This window comes from Oricola cellulosilytica (genome assembly GCF_019966575.1).
In the GTDB taxonomy this organism is placed as follows: Bacteria; Pseudomonadota; Alphaproteobacteria; order Rhizobiales; family Rhizobiaceae; genus Oricola; species Oricola cellulosilytica.
The window spans coordinates 218,868-245,644 of the sequence record NZ_JAINFK010000002.1; the positions used below are offsets into that span (position 1 = coordinate 218,868).

Consider the following 26,777-nt stretch of genomic DNA (forward strand, 5'->3'; position numbering starts at 1 on the left):
TGAAGCGTAGATGGCCGCGTCATGCTTGGCGGGCCGATGCGACAAGGTGAAGATGAAGAATACCACCATCCCCGGCGGAGACATGATCGCGCAAACCGAGATCGACGACGGCGACGACCCGCTGGTCGCCGCGCTCGGCAAAGAACTCGCGTGGGACACCGGGGACGACACGCTTCAGGGGCTGAGCGGCGCGGAACTGATCAAGGCACACGTAAAGCGTCTCCCGAACGCGCCCGGCGTCTATCGCATGTTCAACGCGGCGGGTGATGTACTCTATGTAGGCAAGGCGTCGAGCCTGAAGAAGCGCGTAACGAGCTATGCATTGGGGCGTGGGCACACCAACCGAATCACCACGATGATCGGCCGGACGGCCGCGATGGAATTCGTCACCACGAGAACGGAAACCGAAGCCCTGCTGCTGGAAGCCAATCTCATCAAGAGGTTAAGGCCGCGCTTCAACGTTCTGATGCGTGACGACAAATCGTTTCCCTATATTCTTCTTTCCGGAAACCACGAGGCGCCGGGCATCTTCAAACATCGCGGCGCCCAGACACGCAAGGGAGACTATTTCGGCCCGTTCGCGTCCGCCGGCGCGGTCGGCCGGACGATCAACGCCCTGCAGCGCGCCTTCCTCTTGCGCACATGCACCGACAGTGTTTACGAAAGCCGTAGCCGACCTTGCCTGCTCTACCAGATCAAACGCTGCTCGGGACCTTGCACCGGAGAAATCTCGCCAGAGAATTACGAGGAATTGGTGCGGGAGGCAAAAGCCTTCCTGTCGGGCCGCAGCCGGGCCGTCCAGGCGGACATGTCCAGAGGGATGCAGTCTGCGGCGGAAAATCTCGATTTCGAACGGGCGGCGGTCTACCGCGACCGGATCTCGGCCCTTACGGCGATCCAGAGCCATCAGGGAATAAATCCGCAAACGATCGACGAGGCGGACGTTTTCGCCGTCCAGCAACAAGGCGGGATGACGTGCATACAGGTCTTCTTCTTTCGTACCGGTCAGAACTGGGGCAATCGCGCCTATTTCCCGAAGGCCGATCCATTGCTCGGGCCGGAAGAGGTGCTCTCGGCGTTCCTCTCGCAGTTTTACGACAACAAACCGACGCCAAAGCTGGTCCTGACCTCTGAGGCGCCCGCGGAAGCAAACCTTCTTGCGGAGGCCCTGTCGCTGAGGGCGGGCCGTAAGGTCACAATCACTTGCCCCAAGCGCGGTGAAAAGAGGGACTTGGTCGACCATGCCCTGACGAATGCTCGCGAGGCCCTGGGACGCCGCGTGGCTGAGACCTCCTCGCATGCCAAGCTGATGGAAGGCGCGGCCGAAGCATTGCATCTAAGCCGCGTTCCGCGACGCATCGAGGTGTTCGACAATTCGCACATCATGGGCACGAACGCCGTCGGTGCGATGATCGTCGCCGGACCCGAGGGGTTCGCGAAGAACCAGTACCGGAAATTCAACATCAAGTCCGAGAGCGCAAAGCCAGGAGACGACTTCGCGATGATGCGGGAAGTGATGGAGCGGCGATTCTCTCGCCTCATCAAGGAGTACGGAATTCCCGACAGGGAGGCCGAGGATGGCGAAGAGAACGAACCCATGCCGTCATGGCCCGATCTGCTGCTGATCGATGGCGGCATCGGGCAAGTCAATGCGGTTATGAAAATCCTCGCCGATCTCGGTATTGAAGATGTGGTTGATGTCGTGGGTGTCGCGAAAGGGGTCGACCGCGATGCGGGACGCGAGCGGTTCATCATTCCCGGAAAGCCCGATTTCTCGCTTCCTCCCCGCGACCCGGTTCTTTACTTCATTCAAAGGTTGCGCGACGAAGCGCACCGTTTCGCGATTGGGTCGCACCGCGCGCGACGCAAGAAGGAGATGGTTAAGAATCCGCTCGACGAGGTCGCAGGCATAGGTCCCGCCCGCAAACGGGCGCTGCTGCATCACTTCGGAAGCGCGAAAGGGGTTTCGCGCGCCGCGCTGGACGATTTGGCCCAGGTCGACGGAATATCGGAGGCGATGGCCAAGCAGGTGTACGATCATTTCCGGCAATCCCGCTAAATAACCGGTTTTCCTTGACCCGGCCCCTTTTCCGGTGCTCTCACACACTTGATGACCAACAAAGCGTACAACCTGCCGAACCTTCTCACCTACGCCCGCATTCTTGCGGTGCCGGTGGTTGTGTTCTGTTTCTTTATTGAAGGGCGGTTGCAGGCCAGCGACCTCGCGCGCTGGTCCGCGCTGGGGATTTTTGTCGCGGCTTCGATCACCGATTTCTTTGATGGCTACCTCGCCAGAAAATGGGAGCAGACGTCCAATATCGGCCGCATGCTCGACCCGATTGCCGATAAGCTGGTCGTATCGGTCATCCTGCTACTGCTGGCCGCTGAGGGTACAATCGCGGGGTGGAGCCTTTGGGCAGCGGTAATCATCCTGTGCCGTGAGATTCTCGTCTCCGGCCTCCGCGAGTACCTTGCCGCGCTTGAGGTCAGCGTTCCGGTGACACGACTTGCAAAGTGGAAGACGACCATCCAACTGCTGGCCATTGGGTTCCTTCTGGCCGGACCGGCTGGCGACAAAATACTTCCCTTCATTACTGAAGCCGGATTGGTGCTGCTCTGGGTTTCGGCCCTGGTTACCCTCTATACCGGCTGGGATTATTTCCGCTCGGGCCTGAAGCACGTAATCGAGGAGTGAACACGCCATGACAAAGATGGTCTATTTCGCCTGGGTCCGCGAACGGATCGGTCTGACGGAGGAAGAAATCGACATCCCGGGCAACGTGAAGACCGGGGCCGACCTGCTTGCCTGGATGAAGGGCCGCGGCCACAATTACGAGGCGGCGCTCGCCTTTGACAATGCGATCCGTATCGCCGTCGACCACGAACATATCGACCAAAAGGAAGATATCGGCTCGCCGCGCGAGATCGCCCTCTTCCCGCCGATGACGGGGGGATAAGATGAATCCGATCGAACCGACCGTCCGCGTGCAGCCCGGCGATTTCGATCTTTCGGCCGAAGTCGCGGCCCTCACTAAAATTCGAAAAAACATCGGTGCGGCCGTGACCTTTACGGGTCTGTGCCGCGATGAGGAGGGTTCGCTTGCGGCGCTCGAACTGGAACATTATCCCGGCATGGCCGAGGCCGAGATCGGGCGCATTGCCGCCCAGGCGGCCAAGCGCTGGCCACTGACCGGTCTCACCGTCATCCACCGCTACGGGCGGATCGAGCCCGGCGCCAACATCGTGCTTGTGGTCGCCACATCCACGCACCGCAAGGCAGCCTTCGAGGCCGCCGATTTCATGATGGATTTTCTCAAGACACGCGCGCCGTTCTGGAAAAAGGAACACCGCGCCGACGGGTCGGTCGGCGAGTGGGTCGACGCGAAATCCGATGACGACAAAGCCGTCGAACGCTGGTAGCGGGCCATCGTTGCCAGGGCGACCTTCCGGCTTCGCTCAGACCGCCAGGGCGAAGGTGCCGTAGACCACCGCGCCGAAATGACAAGTCGACGCCGCCAGCACAAAGCCGTGCCAGATTGCATTCTGAAATTTCAGGCTGTCCCACTGGTGGAAGATCACGCCCACGCTATAGAGCACGCCCCCCGAGAGGATGAGAACGGAAACCGCAAGCGGCAAAGTGTCGAATATCGGCCAGGCGAGTGTGACGCTGGCCCATCCAAGAGCAAGAAACAGGATAGTGGAAAACTTCTCGAACTGGCTCCAAAACGACAGCTTGGCGATCGCGCCGACCAAGGCCGCGACCCACACGAACGCGAGAACGCTGTAGGCGAACATATTGCCGAGCAGCAGTACGAGCGGCGTGTATGTTCCCGCGATCTTGAAGAATATCGCTGCCTGATCGCAGCGCCGCAGCCACGGTTTCCAGCCTTCGCTGCCGATCATGTGATAGGCCGCCGAAACGGTAAACAGCGTCACGACCGTGAGACCGTAAATCGCCAAGGCACTCGATGACGACGCGTCGAGTGTCGGAATGGCGATTGCCAGCAGAACAACGACCCCGGAGACGCTTGCCGTGATTCCAATGGCGTGGATGATGCCATCTGCGATCTTTTCGGCGCGGGTATAGTTTGGATACATCGGTACTAGCTAAACGCATGTCCCTCGTTCGACAACGGTACGATTGTCGCAATCGAAGCAACTCCTCGTCAGGGTGTCATGACCCTCCGGCGCAAGGCCGGCGATCCGGATCGGGAGACGTGCTCTGACCGAACAAAAAACCGGGCCCAAGGCCCGGTTTTCGGAACAAATATCAGGATCGCCTGTTAGCCGACGATTTCGTGGCCCGCGAACCAGAAGGCGATTTCCTCAGCCGCCGTGTCGGCAGCATCGGAGCCATGCACCGAGTTTTCGCCAATGGAATTTGCAAACTCCTTGCGGATCGTTCCTTCCGCGGCTTCGGCGGGATTCGTCGCGCCCATCACTTCGCGGTTCTTGGCGATGGCGTTTTCACCTTCGAGCACCTGCACCACAGTCGGACCGGACGACATAAACTCGGTCAATTCACCAAAGAAGGGACGCTCCTTGTGAACGGCGTAGAATGCCTCGGCCTGGCGGCGGCTCATCCAGACGCGCTTCGAGGCGACGACGCGCAGGCCCGCCTCTTCGAGTTTCTTGGTGATCGCACCTGTGAGATTGCGCTTGGTTGCGTCAGGCTTAATCATGGAAAAGGTGCGTTCGGTGGCCATGCGGCGGTCCTTAATGCTTTTGTTGTCGGGAAGGTCGGCGGTCTATAGCGGCACTGCGAACGCTTGCCAAGAGGCAGTGCTGCGCTGCGCCATACGCGGCCGACGCCGGGTGCCGGATCGAAAGCGGCTCGCCACCACCCGGTTCGCTGCCTACCCTGACAGGCAATGCAGCAGTTGGCGCCAGCCACCGCCTGCGCCCATTTGGCAGTCGTCCAGCGTTACAGCCATTGCGTCGACACCCGTCTCCGGATTATTGCACCGCAATGTTGCAAATCTCAGAGCTCACCTTCCGCATGATGGGCCGGCCGCTGTTCGAGAGCGCGTCTGCCGTCGTGCCCGAAGGCATGAAAGCCGGACTCGTCGGGCGTAACGGCACCGGCAAGACGACGCTGTTCAAGCTGATCACCGGCGAGCTTTCGCCGGAAAGCGGGTCGATCGAGATGCCGAAGGGATTGCGCATCGGCCAGGTGGCGCAGGAAGCGCCGGGCACGGCGCAGACGCTGATGGAGGTGGTGCTCGCCGCGGACGCGGAACGCTCCGCGCTGCTGGCCGAAGCCGAGACGGCGAACGATCCCCACCGCATCGCGGCGATCCATACAAGGCTTGCCGATATCGACGCCCATTCGGCGGAAGCGCGCGCCGGGGCGATCCTGCACGGGCTGGGTTTCGACGCCGATGCCCAGCAGCGGCCCTGCTCGTCGTTTTCGGGCGGCTGGCGCATGCGCGTGGCGCTCGCCGCGGTGCTGTTCTCCGCGCCTGATCTGCTGCTGCTCGACGAACCGACCAACTATCTCGATCTCGAAGGCACGCTGTGGCTGGAAAACTACGTGCAGCGCTATCCGCATACGGTGATCGTGATCAGCCACGACCGCGACCTCCTGAACTCGACGACCAATTCCATCCTGCATCTCGACGCCCGCAAGCTGACCTTCTATCGCGGCAATTACGACCAGTTCGCACGCGCCCGCGCCGAGAAGCTCATGCTGGCGGGCAAGATGGCCGAAAAACAGGCCGCCAAGCGCAAGCACATGGAAGCCTTCGTGGAGCGATTCCGCTACAAGGCGTCGAAGGCGCGGCAGGCGCAAAGCCGCCTCAAGGCGCTGCAGCGCATGAGCGAGGTCGAATTCGCCATCGACGAGGCAGTTCAGCCTATCCGGTTGCCCTCACCCGAGCGCCAGCCTGCCTCTCCGATTATCGCCATGGAGAACGCAAGTACCGGCTACGGCAGTGGCGCGCCGGTTCTGCGCGACCTCAACCTGCGTATCGACCATGACGATCGCATTGCGCTGCTCGGTGCGAACGGCAACGGCAAGTCGACATTCGCCAAGCTCATCGCCGGCCGACTGGGTGCGATGAGCGGGCAAATAACGCGCGCCGACAAGCTCAAGGTCGCGATCTTCGCGCAGCATCAGCTCGACGACCTGATTCCCGAGCAAACGCCCTACGAACACGTCCGGCCTTTGATGGCGGAACAGGGCGAAGCGAAAATCCGAGGCCGGGTGGCCCGCATGGGTCTCGGGGGAGACCGTATGAACACCAAGGCGAAGGACCTGTCCGGCGGCGAGCGCGCGCGCCTGCTGATCGGACTCATCACCTTTGACGCGCCGCATCTCCTCATCCTCGATGAACCGACCAACCACCTTGATATCGACAGCCGCTCGGCGCTCGCCGAAGCACTCAACGACTATTGCGGCGCCGTAATCCTGATCAGCCACGACCGCCACCTCGTCGAATCCTGCGCCGACCGCCTCTGGCTCGTGCATGACGGCACGGTCAGCCCGTACGAGGACGATCTGGACGCCTATCGCAGACTGATCCTGAAAGGTCCGGGCAAGCCGGGTGCATCGAACGGAGCGGAAAAGGCAAAGCCAAACCTCTCCGGCAAGGAAAAGCGCAAGCACGCGGCAGCCAAACGTGCACAATTCGCTCCGCTGAAGAAAAAGATCAACGATCTAGAGCGTTTGACGGAAAAGGCTCAGGAAGCGATTCATGTCATTGACCGGGATATAGTTGCCGCGGGAAGCGGTCAGAACGCCGATGAGATCGCCTCGTTGTCCCGGAGACGCTCGGAACTGCAAACCCGCATTGCCAGGCTTGAAGAGGACTGGATGCGGCTTTCTACCGAATACGAAGAGGCAATGGCCGACTGACGGGTCTCTTTTTCGTCTAGTCGCGCCGGCCCCTTCCCCATGTAAGGGGTGACTTCCTCTTCTTTCGATGGCCGATGCGTGCGGTTTTCGAGCGCGACCGTGAGCCACGGTCGGAGGAACGCTTCCGCCTTCCGCCGAACAGAAAGAGGATGCCACCCACCGCCATAATCGCAAACCCGGTGGGGCGGTGCTCGTTGACCCATCCGCCGGCCTTTCCTTCGACGATCAGATCGACCGCCGAAATGCCCAGATCATCGCGGTCTCCCTCCCCGACCAGGAACGTGTGTGTTCCACGTTCCAGGGTCCCGATCTCGGCCGCATCCGCCATGAGGGAGCCGTTCTCCGTGACCGCCGCGGTTTCCGGCGACAGGAGAACCACAGCGGTCGCGATCGTCGCTCCCGAGGGCCCGTTGACGACGAGCGTCAGTGTGCTCTCCCCGCCCCCGTCCAGACCTGCCGCCACCTCGACAGTGATCTTCAGAGGAGCATCGCCCTCGGAAAGCGGCACCGTAGCCGGGATGTAACCTGTATCCTCGCGAAAAACCTCGTAGCGCCCGATCTCGAAGTCCGACGCTTCCCCTCCGATAAACCGATCGCCGAATGCGGCGAAAAGCCCGATCAGGACGAGCACCGCTCCCAAGAACCGCATTCAGTCGCCCTCCCCGCTTTCCCGTGGCGAAACCGATTCTGCATGATTTTTCAGCCGACGCCAAACCGTGAAAGCGTGCGGAATCACGCGGCGAGGCTTGTGAATGGCGAAAAGATCCTCGTGAACGGCGGTGAACCCCAGAGACTGAAAGACTCGCAGGTTCCTGCGCTCGAGGGGCCAGGGCGGACCGCTCGCCTCGGCGCCATCGGGCCGCCAGCGCGCATAGACCAGCAACAGGCCACCTGGCCTGACCGTCGAGGCTATCGCTCGTGAGGTCGCGTCAAGCATGTCGGGCGGAAGCGACTGAAGCGTGTAGCATTCGTTGACAAGATCGAATGCGTCGCGCCAGTGAGCCGGAAGAGCGAAAAGGTCCGCCTGACTATAGTCCACCCCAGATTCCGGGAAACGCCGCTTCGCCCACTCGATTGCCTCCGGGGATAGATCGAACGCGGTTGTCGCGTACCCGGCCGCGGCCAATGCCTCCGCGTTGTCTCCAAGTCCGCAGGCTATATCGAGTGCAGATTCGTGCGCTGACGCCGGGTTGCGCGCGAGCCACTCGGCTATCCTTTCCTTCGGGGCCAGATCAGCCCAGGGAATCCTGTCGGCGTCTCCGTCCGCGTCGCGGTAGAGCCCATTGAAGAATGCCGTTCTGCTCCGATCCTCGCCCTTCAAGCCTTTCTCTCCCACCGGCCTTCGTTGTCCTGCTGCCAGTATGTGAGCTGGTGGCCTGCCGCTTTCAAAGCCTTCCAGTGGCCGCGCGCAGAGGCCAGTGCGTCTTCGTCCAGGCCGTCGAACATGAGCACCACTCTCTCGTATCCGGACAGATCGTCCGGCGGCTCGGCTCGCCCGATCAAAAAGCGAATGTCCGCACCATTGGGATTGGCCGTTTCCGTCGTGAGAAGCACCGGCTGGGATTCCGGGTGGTCGCACCCATCCGCCCCGTGCGCGAGGAATCCCTCGGGCCGGTAGGTCCACAGATGCGTGTCCAGTCGATCGCGCAATTCCGCGCTGTCAGACTGAATGGCGGCACGCCAGCCGCGCGCCACCGACTTTTCCACCAGGGCGGGAAGCGCCTCGTCCACGCTCGACTCAGTCAAGTGGTAGAAAAAGACTTCGGACAAGGTTTCGTCAGTTCTCGTAGTGCTCGGCAACGAGCCTATCGAGCAACCGGACACCATATCCGGAACCCCACGACTGGTTCGTGTCGTTTGCCGGGGAGGACATGGCTGTTCCGGCGATGTCGAGATGCGCCCAAGCGACATCTCCGACGAAGCGTTCGAGGAACTGCGCAGCCGTGATCGACCCGGCATTTCGGCCGCCCACGTTTTTCATGTCGGCGAACTTGGAGTCGATAAGCTTGTCGTACTCCTTGCCCATCGGCAGCCGCCACACCTTCTCGCCGGACGTCTCGCCAACCTGGGAAAGTTGACCCGCAAGTTCGTCATTGTTCGAGAAAAGGCCCGCATGCTGCTGCCCCAGCGCGATCAGAACCGCGCCCGTCAACGTCGCCAGATCGATCATGAATCGTGGCTTGTGGGTTTCCTTGCAGTACCAGAGGGCGTCGGCAAGGACGAGGCGGCCCTCGGCGTCGGTATTGATCACCTCGATCGTCTGGCCCGACATCGATGTCACGATGTCCCCCGGACGTTGCGCGTTACCATCAGGCATGTTCTCGACCAGACCGATGATACCGATCACATTGGCCTTCGCCTTGCGCGCCGCCAAGGCGTGCATCAGTCCAGCCACCGCAGCGGCGCCGCCCATGTCGCCCTTCATGTCCTCCATGCCGCCGGCCGGCTTGATGGAAATGCCCCCGGTATCGAAGACAACCCCCTTGCCAATGAAGGCGACCGGCTTGTCCTTCGCCTTGCCGCCCATCCACTTCATCACCACCAGACGTGGCGGCCGGGAGGACCCCTGTGCCACCCCAAGCAGCGCGCCCATGCCAAGTTTCTTCATCTCCTTTTCGGTGAGCACCTCGACCTCGACGCCAAGCGCTGACAGCGCTTCCGCGCGAGCCGCGAACTCCACCGGTCCGAGGATGTTTGCAGGCTCGTTCACGAGATCACGCGCCATCATGACGCCACGGGCGATCGCTTCGGCCGTAGCCCAGGCTTTCTTGCAGGCAGCCGGATCTCGTACCAGCAGTGTAACCTTCTGCGCCCCGGCAGGCTTTTGGTCGCCGTTCCCGTTGGCCTCATTCTCTTTCTTCGTCTTGTATTTGTCGAATTCATACGCCCGCAACATCAATCCCTGCGCAAAAGCGGCAGCCGCCTCGGGATCGGCGTCGAACCCGTCGCCGGAGAGCAGAACCGATAGCGTCTTCGCGGCTCCGCTCTTTCCGCGAACGACGCCGCCAAGGGCCGCCCAGTCGGTAAGCTTCGCCGACCCTGTATCACCGACGCCGAGAACCAGGATGCGATCAGCCGCGGAATTCGCTGGCGCAACGACATCAACGACCGATTTCGACTTGCCGGAAAAGTTCGAAAACTTGATCGCACGGGCCAGAATGCCGGCGGGGTCGATCTCGTCTGCCAACTGCGGGAGGTTGGCGTCCTTGGCTGCCAGCAGCACGACCGTGCCCTTTTTGGGGGCGGAGATTTTGGCGAATGTGATTGTCGGGAGAACGCTCATCGATTTCCTGTCATGGTTTGCCTGAGGATCGGGGACGGCGATGGAAGCTTGATTTTGCCGCAAGGGTTGGCGATAGCAAAGCGAGCATCAAGCAGCAATGCGTTAACCAGGTCCATTCGCGAAGGTTTAGTGCGCATACGCTATCGTTAACGGCAAACTGCCGTTGAAACCGAAATCTTAACGGCCTGACTGATATGCATGCGGACAACGCGGCAACGGCGCCGCCGGTCGAAGAAGGTGCGTATTGAATACGCTGCAACGTTATATCGCCCGCAGGGTAGCCGTCATCGCGACGAGTTCGTTTCTTGCGATTCTGGGGGTCGTTTGGGTTACCCAGGCGTTGACGCGGATCGATTTCGCCATGGGGTCCGGGCAGTCGATTATGGCATTTCTCACCCTGATCATGGCGTTGACGCCTCAACTCGTCGCGCTGGTTTTGCCGTTCGGCGTCGTCATCGGGGTGGTGCAGGTCTTCAACACCATGAACTCCGATTCGGAGCTTGCCGTCATGTCGGCGGCGGGCGTCTCGCGCGGCACGCGGGCATGGCCGGTGCTTCTGATTGCGGCGGCAGCCAGCGCATGGCTTCCGATCTCGAACAATTTCGTGGAACCGGCGTCTAACCGCGCGGGGCGCGACATTCTCGTCTCGGCCCGCAGCGACTTGCTGACAAGCATGATACGTGAGGGCGTATTCACCCGCATCGACAAGGACCTGACCATCTATGTCGACAGGCGGCTCGCCGGAAATCAACTCTCCGGGATCATGGTTTCCGATACGCGCGACGACGATCTCGCCCTGATTTACTACGCACAGACAGGCGCGGTCGGCCGGATCGGCGACAAGGAGGTCCTGGTCATGACCAATGGCCAGATCCACCGGGACAACCTGCGCGACGGCGCCTTGTCGATCATCAGGTTCAATTCCTATGCAATCAGCCTCGCGCAATTCACGTCCGCAGGTGGCAAGACACATTACTATCCGGACACCTACCCGACGGCGGATCTCATCAATCCGGACCCCAATGACCGTCTGGCCAGGGAAAGGCCGGCATGGCTGTCTGCCGAGTTGCATCGCAGGATGACCGACTGGATGTACCCGATCCTTTTCGCGCTGATCGGGCTCGTCGTGGCCGGGCAAACCCAGTCTCACCGCCAGACCAGGTTCAATGCCTATTTTCTGGCGCTCGGCGGCGCCATGCTCTACCGGTGGGGCGCCTACGCGGCTTACGGCGCCACCAGAGCGAACGCCGAGGTCTGGCCGCTCATGTACATCATTCCGGTCGGCGGCATCGCCATCAATGCCCTGCTGTTCCGCTTCGGCGTGGCGATTGCGCTTCCTGAAGGCCTGTTGCGCCAGTTCGACAGGGCCTCGGCGGCGTGGACGAGACTGCGGGTCCGGATGGCGCGCGCAAGGACAACCTGACAATGGGCCGGACACTGCAGACATACTTCTTCTTTCAGATGCTGCGCGCGATCATCCTGTTCTCGGTCGGCATCGCGGCGATCGCCTATCTGATCGACTTCACTGAACTCTCAAGGCGGACCGGCAGTCTGCCGCAATTCGAGGTAACGATGGCGCTCGCGCTTTCGGCAATGCGTGTGCCGTTCATCATGCAGGTGGCGGTACCCTTCGTCGTGCTGTTTGCGACGATGACGACACTGATCATGCTCAACCGCAAATACGAGCTGGTCGTAGCGCGCTCCGTCGGCGTTTCGGCATGGCAGTTTCTGTTTCCCGCATTCAACGCGGCACTGCTTGTCGGCATCTTCGCCGTCACGGTGATGAATCCTCTCGCCGCCACCGGGTTCGCGCGGGCCGAAGCGATCGAGGGAGAATGGCGCTCGCGGCCCTCGTCGTCGCTGTTCGCCAAGGATCGGCCATGGCTGCGTCAATCCCTCGATGATGGCGGCAGCATCCTGATCGGCGCCAGCCGCGCTGCGCGAACCGACCGCACCACTCTCTACGACGCCGTGTTTCTGGAAATCGACCCCGAGGGATCAGTTCGACGTCGCATAGACGCCCCAGACGCCTATCTCGAACCGGGGCGCTGGCGGCTCAATGGCGCTGAAATCAGCAGACCGGGAGAGAAGACCGAACCGGCCAGCGACCTCGTGATTCCGACAAAGCTCGACGAGTCGGTGGTCCAGGAAGCGCTTGTCCCCCCGGAAATGATTCCGTTCTTCGATCTTGGGGATCAAATCGAGGCAGCGCAGTCATTCGGCGTTTCGGCGAACCCGCTTCGCATGCAGTATCATTCGTTGATCGCGCTTCCCTTGCTGCTGGTCGCCATGACCCTGATCGCGGCGACTGTTTCCCTCCGCTTCGTGCGTTTCGGCCAATCCGGCGGCATGATTTTGGCTGGCATAGGGGCGGGCTTCATGCTTTATGTCCTCACCGCCATAACCAAGTCGTTCGGGGGCGCAGGTGTGATTCCACCGATTGTGGCGGCGTGGCTTCCGGTTTTGGTCGCGACTCTTTTCGGTGTCGCGTATCTCCTTCACCGGGAGGACGGGTAGTGGGAATATCGGGGCGGGCAGTGGCCAAGCACTTAAAAAGATTGGCAATTGACCTCGTGGGGGCGGGTGTCTTGGCAGGTTTGGCGGCCGGCGTCCCGGCGTTCGCCCAGACGACCGAATCTGTTGCAGGCCTGACCCGCGTACAGGACGAATCGCCGCTTCTGCTGCAGGCCGACGAACTTGTGTATGACCGGGACCGCGAATCGGTCGCGGCCGTTGGCGATGTCCAGCTCGACTACGGCGGAACCCGCCTGGTCGCACGGCGGGTCATCTACAATCAGCGCACGGCGCGCATGGTAGCGATCGGAAATGTCGAGATCGTCCAGCCGGACGGAACGCGTGTCTTTGCTGACGAGATCGATGTCACCGAGGATTTCGCCGACGGATTCGTGAACGCACTTCGCATCGTGACGCCGGACAAGACATACATCGCCGCCGAAAACGCGGTGCGCGAGGGCGGTACCACGACGACGTTCGGCCATGGTGTCTACACCGCATGTGAGCCGTGCCGGGAGCGACCCGAAAAGCCGCCGCTGTGGCAGATCAAGGCCCAGCGCGTCATATGGAACGGCGAAGAGAAGACGATCCGTTTCGAGAAGGCCTCTTTCGAGTTCTTCGGGATGCCGATCGCATACCTTCCCGTGTTCACGACTGCCGACCCGACAGTGAAGCGCAAGACCGGCTTTCTGATGCCCGGGGTGCGCTACTCGCAGGAACTGGGATTCGGGCTGGCGATCCCGTATTTCATCGCGCTCGCGCCAAATTACGACCTCAAGCTGACCGGCACGGGTTTCACCAGGCAGGGCGGCCTCGGCGAGGCGACCTTCCGGCACCGGACGGAGAATGGCCTCTACACCATCACTGCCGCCGGTATTCATCAGCTCACGCCGGAAGCCTTCGACCCAATCACGCAGGACAGCACCCACGTCAACCGCGCCATGATCGGCACTACCGGCAAGTTTAAGATCAATCCTCGCTGGACTTTCGGGTGGGACGTGCTGGCGCAAACCGACAAGAATTTCTCACGGACCTACGACATCACCGGCTTTTCCGATCTGGTGCAGCAAAACGAGGTCTATCTGACCGGCCTCGGGGATCGAAACTTCTTCGATGCGCGGGTCATGCAGTTCGACGTCCAGGAATCCGATCCCGACGGCGCTGGCCGTGACGCGCAGCAGCCATGGGTGTTGCCCAGCATCGACTATAATGCGGTGACGTCGCGACCCGTTGCCGGCGGCGAACTTGCCTTCAACGTGAACGCCCGCGGCATTTCTCGCGATATTGCGGACCAGCGCGGTAATCCCGCCGACTCTAACTTCGCGACTCGAGGTCTGCGGGGCGAGAACGGGAGGATCACGACAGAGGCAGAATGGCGGCGAACCTATATCGCGCCAAACGGAGTGGCTCTCACGCCGATTCTTGCGGCTCAGGCTGATGCCAATTTCCTCGATACGTCGACGTTCCCGTCCTACTCCGCGACGGGCGCGGCGCTTACCAGCGACGATACCTTCTATCGCTCCATGGTGACCGCCGGGATGGAGGTACGCTGGCCAATCCTGTTCTCCTCGACCAGTTCGGTTCACGTGCTAGAGCCCATCGCACAGGTTTTTGCGCGCCCTGATGAAACCGGGAGCGGCAAATTGCCGAATGAGGATGCGCAAAGCTTCGTGTTCGACACAACGACGCTTTTCGAACGGGACAAGTTTTCCGGTTACGACCGGATCGAGGGTGGACACCGCGCCAATGTTGGCCTGCGCTATACTGGCACCTTCAACAACGGCTGGACGCTGTTCGGCACCGTCGGGCAATCATACAATCTCGGAGGCGAAAACCCGTTTGCCGCGCCCGACCTCCTGAACGTGGGCGCAGAATCAGGCCTCGAGACGGATCAGTCTGATTTTGTCGGCATGTTCGGCGCCTCCTACAACAACTGGCTGCGTGCCGCGGTGCGGGCGCGGTTTGACGAGACGACATTCGAGAACCGCCGCACCGAGACCGAAGCCGAAATCCACACGGGCAGATTTACCGCAGGCGCCGAATACGCCTTCGTTCAGGCTCAGCCGACTTACGGCTTTGCGGCCGACCGGCACGAGGTCACGACACGGGCCTCGGTGCGCTTCGGCGAGAACTGGCAGGCGTTCGGTGGGGCTACCTACGACATCGTCAACGACAGGTTCTCGAGGAACGGCATCGGATTGGCCTATGATGACGAGTGTTTCTCACTCACGTTGCGGTTCGACCAGTCCCGTGACAACAGCGAGGTCCAATCCAATTCGTTTGCCTTCCGGATCTCGCTGCGCACGCTCGGCGATTTCGGCAGCGCTGGCACCGATTTCTAAAGATCCTGGCAGCGCGCAAAGTCACGCTTTCGCCCAACATGTCGGGCATTGGCGTCAATCGCCGGTCAGGGCTGTCGCCTTGTCGGCCGAAAACACAACGGGTAGGACATGACATTCGGGGCTGGCAAGATGAACCAACGAAACCGACTAAGGGCCACTCTTCTGGCGTTTGTTCTCACCGCGGGCACCGGCCTCGCCGCGCTCCAGCAGGAAGCGCGAGCGACGGAAATCAAGGTCGTGGTCAACGATCAAGCGGTCACCTCCTACGATATCGCGAGGCGTTCGGCATTTCTCAAGCTCCAGCGCCGCAGCGGCAACGTACGGCAGATCGCCACGGACGAACTGATCGAGGAGGCGCTCAAGCGGAGCGCGGTGGAGCAGGCCGGCTACCGCATACCCGACAGCCAGGTGGACGCCGCTTATGCGAACTTCGCGAGCACAAACAAACTCTCAATCAGCCAGCTGACCCAGATTCTTCACCAAGCGGGCGTTACACCCAGACACTTCAAGGAATTCATCCGTCTCCAGATCGGCTGGTCCCAAGTTGTAGGGGCGCAATCGCGCGGATCCGGCAATTTGATGAGCGAGCAGGAGGTCGTCGCCAAGATGCTCGAGCAGGGCGGCAACAAGCCGACCTCGACCGAATATACGCTTCAACAGGTTATCTTCGTCGTTCCGCAGTCGCGGAAGGGAGACCTCAAGCGGCGGCGCACCGAGGCCAACAACATGCGTGGCCGCGTCAACGGCTGCGATGGAACGATCGACCTGGCCAAGCAGTTGCGCGACGTGACCGTCCGCGATCTCGGCCGCGTGCTGGAATTGCGGCTTCCCGAGCGCTGGAAAAAAGACATCGCGGGCCTGCGGAGCGGACAAACGACCCGGGTTCAAGATACCGAAAATGGTGTCGAGTTTATCATTGTCTGCGAAGCGCGCTCAGTTTCCGACGACCGTGTGGCCCAACTCGAGTTCTCGACCAAGGACCTTGAGGAGTCCGGCGGTGATCGGGGTGCGAAGCTTCTGGAAGAATTGCGCAAGAACGCACGCATCGAGCGGCGTTGAAGCCTGCTGTCGAACCTTGGCTTGTGACAACGCGAATGCATCTTCCGCTGGCGCTGACGATCGGTGATCCCGCAGGGATAGGTCCTGACGTCATTATGGAAGCCTGGCGACGCCGCCAGCATGCCGGCCTTCCCGAGTTCTATGTTCTCGCCGATCCGGATCACTTGCGCGCGCGCGCCGATGCGCTCAAGGCCGACATTCGGATTGAATCCTGCACGCCGTCGGATGCCTCCGAATGTTTCCGGCGCGCGCTTCCGGTGGTGCGCCTGACACATTCGTTTTCGCGGGCGACCGGTTCGCCGGACCCGGACAATGCGCAGGGCACGATCGAATCCATAGACCGCGCGGTCACCGACGTCCTGGAAGGCCGCGCGTCTGCGCTCGTTACCGCGCCGATAGCCAAGAAACCGCTCTATGACGCAGGGTTCCGTCATCCCGGTCATACCGAATATCTTGCTGAACTGGCCGCTCGCTCCACCGGCCGCGAAGTGACGCCGGTAATGATGCTGGCCGGGCCTAAATTGCGAACGATCCCGGTCACGATCCACATCCCGCTCTCGGTAGTGCCGAGTCAGCTTACTACCGGGCTGATCGTCGAGACATGCCGAATTGCCGACCACGACCTGAGGGAACGCTTCGGGATCCCCGCCCCCCGTCTCGCGGTCGCTGGCCTTAACCCCCACGCCGGTGAAGGGGGAGCGCTCGGGGCCGAGGACGGCGCGATCATTCTTCCCGCGATAGAAGCTCTTCAGCGATCGGGAATTGCGGCGAAAGGACCACTTTCGGCCGACACCATGTTTCACGACCGCGCGCGGGCCCAGTACGATGTCGCCATATGCATGTATCATGATCAGGCGCTGATACCCGCAAAGGCCCTCGGCTTCGATGACAGCGTCAATGTCACACTCGGACTGCCGTTCATACGCACGTCCCCCGATCACGGTACAGCCTTTGATCTGGCAGGCAGTGGCGACGCAGCGCCTGACAGCATGATTGCCGCAATACGGATGGCAGCAAGGATGGCCTCTCACAGCACGAGAGCCAAGTCAGCGTGAGCCGAAGGCCGGTCACGGAGCTTGCCGCGGACGGTCTGCCGCCGTTGCGCGCGGTGATCGAAGAGCACGGTCTGGCCGCAAGAAAGTCGCTTGGACAGAACTTTCTGCTCGATCTCAACCTGACGGGACGGATTGCCCGAACAGCAGGGGATCTTGGTAGGTACACCGTGATCGAAGTCGGCCCGGGACCAGGCGGACTCACACGCGCCCTGCTGACGCACGGTGCGAAGCGCGTGATCGCGATCGAGCGGGATGAACGCTGCCTCCCCGCACTCGCTCAGATCGCGGCGCATTATCCCGGTCGCCTCGAGATCGTTCAGGGAGATGCACTCACAACGGATTTCGAGGCCCTCGCCTCTACCGTGCCAACGCGGATCGTCGCGAACCTACCTTACAATGTCGGCACGGAACTGCTGACTGGCTGGCTGGAAGCGGAGCCGTGGCCGCCCTATTACGACTCGCTGACGCTGATGTTTCAGCGCGAGGTGGCGGAGCGGATTGTTGCCGCGCCCGGCCACAGCGCCTATGGACGCCTCGGTGTTCTGAGCGGGTGGCGCACGCACGCGAGCATCGCGTTCGACGTGCCGCCGCAGGCCTTCTGGCCTCCGCCCAAGGTGACATCGTCTGTCGTGCATCTCGAGCCTCGACGGGAACCGCTGAATGCGCGCGCGGAGGCGATCTCGCGTGTAACCCGGCACGCCTTTGGTCAACGCCGCAAGATGCTGCGCCAAAGCCTGAAACCGCTGGGCGGCGCAACGCTTCTGGACAAGGCGGGAATCGACGGCACCCGGCGCGCCGAAACGCTTACGATCGATGAATTCTGCCGGCTCGCTAACTCCCTCTGACGGCCAGCGTCAATTCATCTTACCCCGGAACCTAGCCTCTGCCGCGATATGGCGCTACGCCTTGGTCGGGCGCCCAGACCCCCTCCGGCAGCTTTCCGTGTTGCCAGAAAACGTCGATCGGAATGCCCCCGCGCGGATACCAGTAACCGCCGATTCTGAACCAGCGTGGCTCTAGAAGCTCAACAAGCTTTCGGCCAATGTGGACAGTGCAGTCCTCGTGGAACGCACCATGGTTGCGGAACGAGGTCAGGAACAGCTTCAACGACTTCGATTCAACCAGCCACCGGTCCGGCACGTAATCCAGTACAAGGTGCGCGAAGTCCGGCTGCCCCGTTACCGGACAAACCGACGTAAACTCCGGCACGGTGAAGCGCGCGACATAGTCGGTGTCTGGGTGGGGATTTTCCACGCGTTCCAACTGCGCTTGTTCGGGTGCGTCCGGCGTGGATACCGGTTTGCCCAACTGGGATAGCTGATCGGTTCCGTCGGTCATTTCCACGGCTCCTGCTGTTGCGAAACGGGTAATGGAGAGACGGGCGTTCCGCGTCGTCGCACCAATCAGCCCGAATACTACGTCTTTTCCGCGAGAAGCTCGCTCACGAAGTCAAAAAGCCCCGGCCGCCGGTCGCGGCGCAGGCGTTCGGCCTTAACGATGGCGCGTACGGCGTCGAAGGCGCGATTCAGATCGTCATTGACGATCACGTAATCATACGACCGCCACTGCTCGATTTCCTCGGCCGCGTTCTTCAAACGACGCGCGATCGTCTCCTCATTGTCCTCGGCGCGGCGGTGGAGCCGCGATTTCAGCTCCGCCATCGAAGGGGGGAGGATAAAAATCGATACGACGTCGACGCGCATCCGTTCACCCAATTGTTGCGCTCCCTGCCAGTCGATGTCGAAGAGAATGTCCCTGCCCTCGGCCATCGCAGCTTCGACCGGTTCACGCGGAGAGCCGTAGAAATTGCCGTGCACCTCCGCCCACTCGAGGAGGGCGTCCGTGTCCCGCATCCGGTCGAATTCGCGGCGCGTAATGAAGTGGTAATGAACGCCGTCGATCTCGCTGGGGCGCCGCGAGCGCGTGGTCACGCTGACGGAAAGTTCCAGTCCGTGGTCCTGCTCAAGCAGGTTTCTTGCGATCGTCGACTTGCCGGCGCCGGACGGCGACGACAACACCAGCATCAGTCCCCGCCGCTGTATCCGCTGCGACGGAAGTTTCCCCTCTTCAGACATGCCGACCTCGCGCAACAGCGACTATTGCAGGTTCTGCACCTGCTCCCTGAATTGATCGATCACGGCCTTGAGCTCCAGACCGATGGCCGTCAACGACGCCGATGCAGCCTTGGAGCAAACCGTGTTGGCTTCGCGGTTAAACTCTTGCGCCAGGAAATCAAGTTTTCGGCCGATCGGCCCTCCGGCCTTCAACAAATTGCGTGCAGCGGACACATGTGCTGCCAGTCGGTCAATCTCCTCGCGAATGTCCGCCTTTGTCGCGAGTAGCGCCGCTTCAGCGTGGAGCCGTGCCGGTTCGATACCGCTCTCGTCCTGCAGAAGCGCCGCCACATCGGCTCGCAGCCGTTGATGGATCACAGATGGATCGCTGCCGGGATCAGCCGCAGCGCGCTCCGTCAGCGCCGCGATCGCATCGATCTGCCCCGCAAGGACGGCTTGCAGGGCCCGCCCCTCGCCCGAACGCGCTTCCACCAGCGTTGCGAGCGCCTCGTCGACCGCACTTATCACATCCTCTGCGTTGGCCTCCGGATCGAGCTTTGCCGCGCCGTCTTCGTCCGTCACGACGCCGCGCACGGAAAGAAGGCCGTCCGCGGTGGGCGGCGCGATGCCGGCCTCCTCTGCCAGCCTTTTTCCCGCATCGGCCAGCGACATAAAAAGCGCTTCGTCGATGCGGGTGGACGCGGCGTCCTCGTCGGGGGAAACATTAAGGAATAGCTGAATGCTGCCGCGCGCAAGGGCGGTGGAGATCCGTTTTTTTATCGGCAATTCCAGAGCTTCGAGCCCGGCCGGAATGCGTAGGCGGACATCAAGCCCCTTGTTGTTGACGGATCGAATGTCGCAGATCAGCGAAAAACCCTTCAGGCGGCGTGAGGCGCTCGCAAAACCGGTCATGCTCTGAACGCCGCTCATCGAAATCCCCTCTCGCCGGCAAAGGCGCTTCGGACGCCAGTCAGTTTTGCCCCGCCTGTTCTTCGGCCGGCTGTTGCTGCGCCTCTTCGGCCCGCCGCTTCTCGATCTCGCGCCACCGGCGCACATTCTCGTTGTGCTCATCGAGCGTCTTGGCGAAGACGTGGCCACCGGAGCCGTCAGCTACGAAATACAGCTCGTCGGTCACGGAGGGATTGGCCACCGCCTCCAGCGCCGCGCGTCCCGGTATGGCGATCGGCCCGGGGGGCAAGCCGTCGATCTGATAGGTGTTGTAGGGTGTCACCTTGTCGATGTCCGAGCGGTAAATGGGCCTCTCCGCCGGTTTGCCCTCGCCGCCGAACAGGCCGTAAAGAATGGTCGGATCGGACTGAAGGCGCATCCCCTTGCGAAGACGGTTCACGAACACGCCAGCAACGCGGGAGCGTTCGTTGGGGACACCTGTTTCCTTCTCGACGATGGATGCCAGCGTGACGAATTCGTTGATATCCTCGATAGGGAGGTCCGGTCTGCGATTTGCCCAGATCTCCTCGACAATTGCGCGCTGCTGCGCTTCCATCGTCCGGACAATCTCCGCTCGTGTCGTGCCGCGAGAAAATTTCTGCGTGTCGGCGACGAGCATGCCCTCCGGGGGCAGTTCCTCAGGCATCTCGCCGACCAGCACCTCATTCTCCGCCACGCGCTGCAGCGCTTGCGCAACCGTGGTGCCTTCCACGACAGTCAGCGGGTGGAGAATTGCCCGTCCACTTACGAGGACGTCCATGACATCCTTCATCGAGGCCCCTGCCTTGAATTCGTACTCACCGGCCTTCAGCTCGCCGTCACGGCCGTAAAACCGGACGCCGAGCTGGAAGATCCGGGCATCGGAAATGATGTTCCGGCTTTCCAGGCTGGTCGCGATCTGGGTCATGCCCGCGCCGGACCGGATGGTATGGGTTACAGCGGTGGTGGTGGGCCCCTCCTCTTCAAAGCGGACCTTGCCATAATAGAGCGCGCCGCCGACGGCGATCAGTGACAAGGTCACCAGCGACAGGAGGAAGTTGAAAAAAACCACGATTCGGTTCCGGGCAGCCCTTGCACGGCGTTTCGGAGGCGGCCCGAGCGCCGGCCCCGGCCGCAATGCCTGGCTGGGCGACTGGGGAATAATCCGCTCGCGCCCTGGCGCGCCGGCCTCTTCGGCGGAAGCGGGCTTGCGTCCAAAATGGTGGTCCGTACTCACATCTTATCCCTGTTTCTGCCTCCCGATCCGGTCACGCAAGGCAACGGGAGAATTGCCGCTCCGACACGCGATTAACCGAATTCGAAAACCCGCTCCCGGCCATTCGGCCCCAAGACCGATTACCCTTCAATGTGGCAAAAACATGCGTCTCGGCTCAGTCGCCGAGGCGCCGAAGAACAAGCGAAGCGTTCGTCCCGCCAAATCCGAAGGAATTCGACAATGCCACGTTGATCTCGCGTTCACGCTTTGTGTGCGGCACAAGATCGATCGGCGTCTCGACATCGGGATTGTCAAGATTGATCGTCGGCGGCGCAACGTTGTCGCGAATAGCAAGCAGACAGAATATGGCCTCGACCGCTCCGGCAGCGCCAAGCAGGTGGCCGATACAGGACTTGGTCGACGACATGGATATCTTTCCGGCGGCATTGCCAACCACCCGCTCCACCGCTCCAAGCTCGATCGTGTCTGCCATTGTCGAGGTGCCATGGGCGTTGATGTAGTCGATCTCCGAGGCTTCGATACCGGCCCGCTTCAGCGCCGCCCTCATGCAGCGCTCCGCCCCTTCGCCGTCCTCCGAGGGGGCGGTGATGTGATATGCATCCCCCGAAAGGCCGTAGCCGATCACCTCGCCATAGATTTTCGCGCCTCGCGCCTTTGCGTGTTCGAACTCCTCGAGAACGACAACGCCGGCGCCCTCGCCCATGACGAAGCCGTCACGGTCCCGGTCATAGGGGCGGGATGCCGCGGTCGGATCGTCGTTGCGTTCCGTCGACAGCGCCTTGCATGCCGCAAAGCCCGCCAGGGAAATCCGGCTGATCGGCGATTCCGTTCCGCCCGCCACCATGACGTCCGCATCGCCGAGCGCAATGAGGCGGCTGGCGTCGCCGATCGCATGGGCGCCGGTGGAACAGGCGGTCACGACCGCGTGGTTGGGGCCGCGCAGCTTGTGACGTATAGAGATCTGACCGCCCGCAAGATTAATCAGCCGGCCGGGAATGAAGAAGGGCGACACCCGGCGCGGACCGCGGTCCCGCAGCGTGTAACCGGCTTCGACTATCCCCTCAATCCCGCCAATACCCGATCCGACGAGCACACCCGTCGCGATCTGATCTTCATCGCTTTCGGGATGCCAGTCGGCGTCATCCAGCGCTTGGTCGGCTGCGGCCATGGCGTAGGTGATGAACGGATCGACCTTGCGCTGCTCCTTCGGCTCCAACCAGTCGTCGGCATTGAACGTACCGTTCGAACCGTCACCAACGGGAATGCGGCAGGCAATCTGGGCGGGGAGATCGCTGACGTCGAATTCAGCGATCCGCGCGGCGCCGCTCTCGCCCGCCAACAAACGTTTCCAAGAATGGTCGGCATTGGCGCCCAAGGGCGAAACCATGCCGATGCCGGTAACGACAACGCGTCGCATGTTCATCAAGCTACACCTGGATACGCCGGCGGGTGAGCCGGCGAGTGCTCCCTGTTAAGCGTTTGCTTTCTCAATGTATTTGATAGCATCGCCAACAGTGAGAATGGTCTCGGCAGCATCATCGGGGATTTCAACCCCGAACTCCTCTTCAAACGCCATCACAAGTTCAACTGTATCAAGGCTGTCTGCGCCCAAATCGTCGATGAAGCTGGCGCTTTCGGTGACTTTTTCGGCGTCAACGCCCAAGTGTTCAACAACGATCTTTTTGACGCGTTCTGCGATGTCGCTCATGTCGGTTATCCCTCGACTTTAGAGTTTTTCGGTTCGTGGTTATCTTCACAACCCGGGCTAATCAAGTCGCAACAAACAGATAGCGACAACTTTGTTTTCCCGGCTGAAACGTGAAAATCGGTCAGATCATGGCCATTCCGCCATTCACATGGAGCGTTTGTCCGGTCATGTAGGCCGCTTCGTCGCTTGCTAGAAATGCGACCGATGACGCGACTTCGGGCCCCGTCCCCATGCGTTTCATGGGAATGGCGCTCATGATCGATTCTTTCTGCTTTTCATTGAGTTTCTCGGTCATCGCGCTTTCTATGAAACCCGGGGCGACGCAGTTGACGGTGACGTTGCGGCTAGCGATCTCCTGGGCAAGGGACTTGGAAAATCCGATCATGCCCGCCTTGGAGGCGCAATAGTTGGCTTGGCCGGGATTGCCGGTTACGCCAACCACCGATGTTATGTTGATGATGCGGCCGAAGCGGCGACGCATCATCGGATGAGCCAATTGCCGCGTAAGGCGAAATACCGCGGTCAGATTGACCTCGAGCACCGCGTCCCAATCGTCATCGGACATGCGCACGAAGAGACCGTCTCGGGTGATGCCTGCATTGTTAACGAGAATGTCGACGCCTTCCAGCGTGCTTTCGGCCTCTTCTCCAAGTGCCTTGACGGCATCGCGATCCGAAAGATCGGCGGGAAAGACATGGACCCGCTCACCGAGTTCCCCGGAAAGCGCATCGAGTTTTTCCCTGCGGGTGCCGTGAAGCCCGACAACGGCGCCCTGGGAATGCAGCACCCGGGCGATCGCCTCGCCAATCCCTCCTGACGCACCGGTCACCAGCGCCTTGCGGCCATTGAGTTCAAACATGATGCTGTCCTTCCGGCTCAGTCTTGTCGGCTGGGATCTTTGCGCTTGGCCTCGCGCCGTCAGGCGTGGGACTGGAGAAACGCTTCTATATCGGCGGGAGTGTTGATGGCAACGCCGGCCAAGGCGCGGTCTATGCGGCGGGCAAGACCGGTCAAGACCTTGCCGGAGCCAACCTCGGCGACCTCATTCACGCCATTTGCCGAGAACCACTCGATCGTTTCCCGCCACCGGACCTGCCCGGTCACCTGCTCCACCAGACGCGCCGCGATGTCCTCGGGTTCGCCCACAGTCCCCACCGTGACATTCGCGATCACCGGAACGCGCGGCGGGTTGATGCGGACATCGGCCAAGGCTTCACGCATCACGTCCGCGGCCGGCGCCATCATAGCCGAATGAAACGGTGCCGATACCGACAGCAACAATGCACGTTTCGCGCCTTTCTCGGTCGCGAGTTCGGCGGCGCGCTCGACCGCCGCCTTGCCGCCGGAAATCACCAATTGCCCGCCGCCATTGTCGTTTGCGATCTGACAGACGCCGCCGGTTTCGCCGGCCGCTGCTTCGCAGACGAAAGAAACCGCGTCATGCTCGAGACCAATGATCGCCGCCATCGCGCCTTTGCCAACGGGGACGGCCGCCTGCATGGCATTTCCGCGAATACGAAGGAGCCGAGCGGTGTCCGCGAGCGAAAGCGTGCTTGCCGCACAGTGGGCCGAGTATTCGCCAAGCGAATGACCGGCAACATAGGCAACCTTCCGGCCAAGATCGAAGCCCTGGCTTTCCAGAACCCGCACGACCGCCATCGAGACCGCCATCAAGGCCGGCTGTGCGTTGGCGGTCAGCGTCAACGTTTCTTCCGGGCCGTCCCACATGACCGCGGAGAATTTTTCACCGAGCGCGTCGTCGACCTCTTCGAAAACGGCACGGGCCTCCGGGAAGGCTTCCGCCAGATCCTTGCCCATGCCGACGGCCTGGCTGCCCTGCCCGGGAAACGTGAATGCTAGCGACATGGAGCGCGCCCCCGCGTTGAAAGTCGCGCCGGTTTGGGAAATGGCGCTTCGCCTGTCAAGTCCTGACCTGCCGTAAGATTGCAACGCGGCGCGCCCCTTGTATCATGGCGCGCTTAAGACGGCAGGGAGGCGGGATTGGGGACATCGTACGATGCGATCGTGGTGGGAGCAGGCCTTGCTGGGCTCGCTGCGGCCGCGGAACTCGGCGACCGTGGCAAGAAGGTGATTGTACTCGATCAGGAAGGCGAGAAGTCCTTGGGCGGCCAGGCATTCTGGTCACTTGGCGGCCTTTTCATGGTCGACACCCCGGAGCAACGGCGGATGCGCATCCGTGACGGTATCGATCTGGCGCGGATCGACTGGATGGGATCGGCGCAGTTCGACCGTGCCGAGGATCACTGGCCGAGGCAGTGGGCGGACGCCTACCTCGATTTCGCCGCGGGTGAAATGCGGCCGTGGCTCTCGGACATGGGCATGAAGTGGTTTCCGGTCGTCGGATGGGCTGAGCGAGGCGGCGCGTTCGCGAACGGTCACGGCAATTCCGTGCCGCGCTTTCACATTACGTGGGGCACGGGACCCGGCGTTCTCGCACCCTTCATCAGACGGGTGCGAGAACGCGAGGCGGACGGCCTGATCACCTTCGCATTCCGCCACCGGGTCTCCCGCATAGAACGAGACGGCGGCCGCCCTTCCGGCGTTTCCGGGGAAATCCTCTCCCCTGCAGGAGTCGAGCGTGGGCAAAAGAGCAATCGCGACCCCATTGGCGAATTCCGGTTCGATTCCGGCAATATTATCGTGACGTCGGGGGGCATCGGCGGAAATTTCGATCTTGTACGGGGAAAGTGGCCCCGCGAGCGCCTCGGAGAACCACCTTCCCACATGATCGCAGGCGTACCGGATTATGTCGACGGTCGGATGATCGGTATTGCCCGTGACGCAGGCGCGGCAACGATCAACGAAGACCGGATGTGGCATTACACCGAAGGTGTGAAGAACTGGGATCCGATCTGGCCCAACCACGGCATCCGCATTCTACCCGGGCCGTCTTCCCTATGGTTCGACGCCCTCGGTAACAGGCTGCCGGCGCCCTGCCTGCCCGGATTCGACACGCTGTCGACCCTCAAGCACCTTCGCACCACCGGTTACGACCACTCCTGGTTCATCCTGACGCAAAAGACGATCGAAAAGGAGTTCGCGCTTTCCGGTTCGGAACAGAACCCGGACTTTACCTCCGGCAGGTGGAGGGAAGTTCTGAAATCACGGCTCGGCAAGGGAGCCACGGCCGCAGTCGAGGCTTTCAAGCAGCACGGCGAGGATTTCATTGTACGCAATGACTTGGACGCACTTGTCGAGGGCATGAATCACCTGACCGGAGGAAACGAGCTCGACGCCGGAAAGATACGCGCCCAGATCGAAGCCCGTGATGCGCAAATCCGCAATCCTTTCTCTAAGGATGCCCAGATCATGGCGATCCACGCGGCGCGAAATTATCTCGGCGACAAACTGATCCGCACGGCGAAACCGCACCGGTTTCTCGATCCCGCAAATGGGCCCCTTATTGCCGTTCGGCTCCACATCATCACCCGGAAGACGCTTGGCGGCCTGCACACCAATCTCTCATCGCAGGTGCTCGATGCGAAAGGCGAACCGGTGCCGGGCCTCTACGCGGCGGGCGAAGCGGCCGGCTTCGGCGGCGGCGGGTATCACGGGTACAACGCGCTGGAAGGAACGTTTCTTGGGGGTTGCATCTTTTCAGGCAGGGCTGCCGGGCGGGCGGCCGCCTGAACAGTAGGGGCAAACCGTCCGGCCTTCCGAAAATATTTTCTCCGGCACGACTCGGCGACGCTTGAAAAATTCTCGGCGCAGACCGACCTGT

26 protein-coding genes are annotated in these 26,777 nt (G+C 61.6%); 12 read left to right on the forward strand and 14 right to left on the reverse strand.

Features of this window, described 5'->3' with window-relative positions; all coding sequences use genetic code 11:
• Nucleotides 1–52: 52 nt before the first annotated feature.
• The 4 genes from uvrC to LC298_RS05795 are packed head-to-tail and all read left to right on the forward strand — an operon-like array spanning nucleotide 53 to nucleotide 3,420.
• A complete protein-coding gene (gene uvrC / locus LC298_RS05780) occupies nucleotides 53–2,059 on the forward strand; it encodes an excinuclease ABC subunit UvrC (protein ID WP_131568238.1) in 2,007 nt (668 codons plus the stop codon).
• 51 nt (nucleotides 2,060–2,110) lie between these two features.
• A complete protein-coding gene (gene pgsA, locus LC298_RS05785) occupies nucleotides 2,111–2,695 on the forward strand; it encodes a CDP-diacylglycerol--glycerol-3-phosphate 3-phosphatidyltransferase (RefSeq protein ID WP_199223251.1) in 585 nt (194 codons plus the stop codon).
• Between the two features lie 7 nt (nucleotides 2,696–2,702).
• Entirely contained in the window at nucleotides 2,703–2,957 is a 255-nt protein-coding gene (gene moaD / locus LC298_RS05790; RefSeq protein ID WP_131568234.1) for a molybdopterin converting factor subunit 1, read from the forward strand.
• A 1-nt stretch (nucleotide 2,958) separates the two neighbouring features.
• Nucleotides 2,959–3,420 (forward strand): molybdenum cofactor biosynthesis protein MoaE, encoded by a 462-nt coding sequence (locus LC298_RS05795; protein WP_131568232.1) that lies wholly within the window; start codon nucleotides 2,959–2,961, stop codon nucleotides 3,418–3,420.
• A gap of 36 nt (nucleotides 3,421–3,456) precedes the next feature.
• Here LC298_RS05795 and trhA read toward each other — a convergent pair whose 3' ends face one another.
• Together trhA and ndk are read right to left on the reverse strand one after the other, a co-directional pair.
• Nucleotides 3,457–4,098: a PAQR family membrane homeostasis protein TrhA gene (trhA, locus tag LC298_RS05800; RefSeq protein WP_131568230.1), complete on the reverse strand. Its 642-nt coding sequence runs from the start codon at nucleotides 4,096–4,098 to the stop codon at nucleotides 3,457–3,459.
• Between the two features lie 185 nt (nucleotides 4,099–4,283).
• Entirely contained in the window at nucleotides 4,284–4,706 is a 423-nt protein-coding gene (ndk, locus tag LC298_RS05805; RefSeq protein ID WP_131568228.1) for a nucleoside-diphosphate kinase, read from the reverse strand.
• Nucleotides 4,707–4,969: 263 nt separating this feature from the next.
• On the opposite strand from ndk, the gene LC298_RS05810 reads away from it, so the two are divergent.
• The gene (locus tag LC298_RS05810; protein ID WP_131568226.1) at nucleotides 4,970–6,856 is read left to right on the forward strand and encodes an ABC-F family ATP-binding cassette domain-containing protein; all 1,887 of its coding nucleotides are present in this window, start codon (nucleotides 4,970–4,972) and stop codon (nucleotides 6,854–6,856) included.
• Between the two features lie 16 nt (nucleotides 6,857–6,872).
• Here LC298_RS05810 and LC298_RS05815 read toward each other — a convergent pair whose 3' ends face one another.
• Genes LC298_RS05815 through LC298_RS05830 form a run of 4 tightly spaced genes read right to left on the reverse strand, consistent with a single transcriptional unit; the run spans nucleotide 6,873 to nucleotide 10,139 of the window.
• Nucleotides 6,873–7,505: a hypothetical protein gene (locus LC298_RS05815; RefSeq protein WP_131568224.1), complete on the reverse strand. Its 633-nt coding sequence runs from the start codon at nucleotides 7,503–7,505 to the stop codon at nucleotides 6,873–6,875.
• Nucleotides 7,506–8,177 (reverse strand): class I SAM-dependent methyltransferase, encoded by a 672-nt coding sequence (locus LC298_RS05820; RefSeq protein ID WP_223385562.1) that lies wholly within the window; start codon nucleotides 8,175–8,177, stop codon nucleotides 7,506–7,508.
• Nucleotides 8,174–8,626: a DNA polymerase III subunit chi gene (locus LC298_RS05825; protein ID WP_131568222.1), complete on the reverse strand. Its 453-nt coding sequence runs from the start codon at nucleotides 8,624–8,626 to the stop codon at nucleotides 8,174–8,176. The genes LC298_RS05820 and LC298_RS05825 overlap by 4 nt, the downstream gene beginning before the upstream one ends.
• A gap of 7 nt (nucleotides 8,627–8,633) precedes the next feature.
• A complete protein-coding gene (locus tag LC298_RS05830; RefSeq protein ID WP_131568220.1) occupies nucleotides 8,634–10,139 on the reverse strand; it encodes a leucyl aminopeptidase in 1,506 nt (501 codons plus the stop codon).
• Nucleotides 10,140–10,383: 244 nt separating this feature from the next.
• Between LC298_RS05830 and lptF the strand changes: the two genes are divergently transcribed.
• The 6 genes from lptF (at nucleotide 10,384) to rsmA (ending at nucleotide 17,954) form a co-directional block, all read left to right on the forward strand.
• Nucleotides 10,384–11,562 (forward strand): LPS export ABC transporter permease LptF, encoded by a 1,179-nt coding sequence (lptF, locus tag LC298_RS05835; protein ID WP_131568218.1) that lies wholly within the window; start codon nucleotides 10,384–10,386, stop codon nucleotides 11,560–11,562.
• Nucleotides 11,563–11,564: 2 nt separating this feature from the next.
• The gene (lptG, locus tag LC298_RS05840; RefSeq protein WP_131568813.1) at nucleotides 11,565–12,656 is read left to right on the forward strand and encodes an LPS export ABC transporter permease LptG; all 1,092 of its coding nucleotides are present in this window, start codon (nucleotides 11,565–11,567) and stop codon (nucleotides 12,654–12,656) included.
• Nucleotides 12,657–12,727: 71 nt separating this feature from the next.
• Nucleotides 12,728–14,995 (forward strand): LPS-assembly protein LptD, encoded by a 2,268-nt coding sequence (locus LC298_RS05845; RefSeq protein WP_223385563.1) that lies wholly within the window; start codon nucleotides 12,728–12,730, stop codon nucleotides 14,993–14,995.
• Nucleotides 14,996–15,124: 129 nt separating this feature from the next.
• A complete protein-coding gene (locus LC298_RS05850; RefSeq protein WP_131568215.1) occupies nucleotides 15,125–16,054 on the forward strand; it encodes a SurA N-terminal domain-containing protein in 930 nt (309 codons plus the stop codon).
• 35 nt (nucleotides 16,055–16,089) lie between these two features.
• The gene (gene pdxA, locus LC298_RS05855) at nucleotides 16,090–17,109 is read left to right on the forward strand and encodes a 4-hydroxythreonine-4-phosphate dehydrogenase PdxA (RefSeq protein ID WP_131568213.1); all 1,020 of its coding nucleotides are present in this window, start codon (nucleotides 16,090–16,092) and stop codon (nucleotides 17,107–17,109) included.
• Nucleotides 17,106–17,954, forward strand: coding sequence for a 16S rRNA (adenine(1518)-N(6)/adenine(1519)-N(6))-dimethyltransferase RsmA (gene rsmA / locus LC298_RS05860; RefSeq protein ID WP_131568211.1), 849 nt, complete (start codon nucleotides 17,106–17,108; stop codon nucleotides 17,952–17,954). The genes pdxA and rsmA overlap by 4 nt, the downstream gene beginning before the upstream one ends.
• Before the next feature lie 31 nt (nucleotides 17,955–17,985).
• Here rsmA and queF read toward each other — a convergent pair whose 3' ends face one another.
• From queF to fabD, 8 genes are all read right to left on the reverse strand, one after another.
• Nucleotides 17,986–18,447 carry a preQ(1) synthase gene (queF, locus tag LC298_RS05865; protein WP_131568209.1) on the reverse strand — a complete coding sequence of 154 codons (462 nt, stop codon included), beginning with the start codon at nucleotides 18,445–18,447 and terminating at the stop codon, nucleotides 17,986–17,988.
• A gap of 77 nt (nucleotides 18,448–18,524) precedes the next feature.
• Nucleotides 18,525–19,184: a guanylate kinase gene (gene gmk, locus LC298_RS05870; protein WP_131568207.1), complete on the reverse strand. Its 660-nt coding sequence runs from the start codon at nucleotides 19,182–19,184 to the stop codon at nucleotides 18,525–18,527.
• 21 nt (nucleotides 19,185–19,205) lie between these two features.
• Nucleotides 19,206–20,093 carry a YicC/YloC family endoribonuclease gene (locus LC298_RS05875; RefSeq protein ID WP_131568205.1) on the reverse strand — a complete coding sequence of 296 codons (888 nt, stop codon included), beginning with the start codon at nucleotides 20,091–20,093 and terminating at the stop codon, nucleotides 19,206–19,208.
• 40 nt (nucleotides 20,094–20,133) lie between these two features.
• Nucleotides 20,134–21,327: an endolytic transglycosylase MltG gene (gene mltG, locus LC298_RS05880; RefSeq protein WP_131568203.1), complete on the reverse strand. Its 1,194-nt coding sequence runs from the start codon at nucleotides 21,325–21,327 to the stop codon at nucleotides 20,134–20,136.
• Nucleotides 21,328–21,481: 154 nt separating this feature from the next.
• On the reverse strand, nucleotides 21,482–22,744 hold the full coding sequence (gene fabF, locus LC298_RS05885; protein ID WP_199223267.1) for a beta-ketoacyl-ACP synthase II: 1,263 nt from the start codon (nucleotides 22,742–22,744) through the stop codon (nucleotides 21,482–21,484).
• A gap of 54 nt (nucleotides 22,745–22,798) precedes the next feature.
• Nucleotides 22,799–23,035 carry an acyl carrier protein gene (locus tag LC298_RS05890; protein WP_131568199.1) on the reverse strand — a complete coding sequence of 79 codons (237 nt, stop codon included), beginning with the start codon at nucleotides 23,033–23,035 and terminating at the stop codon, nucleotides 22,799–22,801.
• A 121-nt stretch (nucleotides 23,036–23,156) separates the two neighbouring features.
• Entirely contained in the window at nucleotides 23,157–23,894 is a 738-nt protein-coding gene (gene fabG, locus LC298_RS05895; RefSeq protein ID WP_131568197.1) for a 3-oxoacyl-[acyl-carrier-protein] reductase, read from the reverse strand.
• Between the two features lie 59 nt (nucleotides 23,895–23,953).
• Nucleotides 23,954–24,901, reverse strand: coding sequence for an ACP S-malonyltransferase (fabD, locus tag LC298_RS05900; RefSeq protein WP_131568195.1), 948 nt, complete (start codon nucleotides 24,899–24,901; stop codon nucleotides 23,954–23,956).
• Nucleotides 24,902–25,036: 135 nt separating this feature from the next.
• Here fabD and LC298_RS05905 point away from each other — a divergent pair, with 135 nt between their 5' ends.
• Nucleotides 25,037–26,686, forward strand: coding sequence for an FAD-binding dehydrogenase (locus tag LC298_RS05905; RefSeq protein WP_131568193.1), 1,650 nt, complete (start codon nucleotides 25,037–25,039; stop codon nucleotides 26,684–26,686).
• Nucleotides 26,687–26,777: the final 91 nt, after the last annotated feature.

Bases quoted from the DNA above. Each gene is read 5' to 3' on its own strand.
- LC298_RS05815 (WP_131568224.1), bottom strand. From the start codon at position 7,505: ATGCGGTTCTTGGGAGCGGTGCTCGTCCTGATCGGGCTTTTCGCCGCA.
- lptG (WP_131568813.1), top strand. From the start codon at position 11,565: ATGGGCCGGACACTGCAGACATACTTCTTCTTTCAGATGCTGCGCGCG.
- ndk (WP_131568228.1), bottom strand. From the start codon at position 4,706: ATGGCCACCGAACGCACCTTTTCCATGATTAAGCCTGACGCAACCAAG.
- LC298_RS05810 (WP_131568226.1), top strand. From the start codon at position 4,970: ATGTTGCAAATCTCAGAGCTCACCTTCCGCATGATGGGCCGGCCGCTG.
- gmk (WP_131568207.1), bottom strand. From the start codon at position 19,184: ATGTCTGAAGAGGGGAAACTTCCGTCGCAGCGGATACAGCGGCGGGGA.
- fabD (WP_131568195.1), bottom strand. From the start codon at position 24,901: ATGTCGCTAGCATTCACGTTTCCCGGGCAGGGCAGCCAGGCCGTCGGC.
- queF (WP_131568209.1), bottom strand. From the start codon at position 18,447: ATGACCGACGGAACCGATCAGCTATCCCAGTTGGGCAAACCGGTATCC.
- pgsA (WP_199223251.1), top strand. From the start codon at position 2,111: ATGACCAACAAAGCGTACAACCTGCCGAACCTTCTCACCTACGCCCGC.
- LC298_RS05875 (WP_131568205.1), bottom strand. From the start codon at position 20,093: ATGAGCGGCGTTCAGAGCATGACCGGTTTTGCGAGCGCCTCACGCCGC.
- trhA (WP_131568230.1), bottom strand. From the start codon at position 4,098: ATGTATCCAAACTATACCCGCGCCGAAAAGATCGCAGATGGCATCATC.
- moaD (WP_131568234.1), top strand. From the start codon at position 2,703: ATGACAAAGATGGTCTATTTCGCCTGGGTCCGCGAACGGATCGGTCTG.
- uvrC (WP_131568238.1), top strand. From the start codon at position 53: ATGAAGAATACCACCATCCCCGGCGGAGACATGATCGCGCAAACCGAG.
- LC298_RS05795 (WP_131568232.1), top strand. From the start codon at position 2,959: ATGAATCCGATCGAACCGACCGTCCGCGTGCAGCCCGGCGATTTCGAT.
- fabF (WP_199223267.1), bottom strand. From the start codon at position 22,744: ATGCGACGCGTTGTCGTTACCGGCATCGGCATGGTTTCGCCCTTGGGC.
- LC298_RS05890 (WP_131568199.1), bottom strand. From the start codon at position 23,035: ATGAGCGACATCGCAGAACGCGTCAAAAAGATCGTTGTTGAACACTTG.
- fabG (WP_131568197.1), bottom strand. From the start codon at position 23,894: ATGTTTGAACTCAATGGCCGCAAGGCGCTGGTGACCGGTGCGTCAGGA.
- LC298_RS05850 (WP_131568215.1), top strand. From the start codon at position 15,125: ATGAACCAACGAAACCGACTAAGGGCCACTCTTCTGGCGTTTGTTCTC.
- pdxA (WP_131568213.1), top strand. From the start codon at position 16,090: ATGCATCTTCCGCTGGCGCTGACGATCGGTGATCCCGCAGGGATAGGT.
- LC298_RS05830 (WP_131568220.1), bottom strand. From the start codon at position 10,139: ATGAGCGTTCTCCCGACAATCACATTCGCCAAAATCTCCGCCCCCAAA.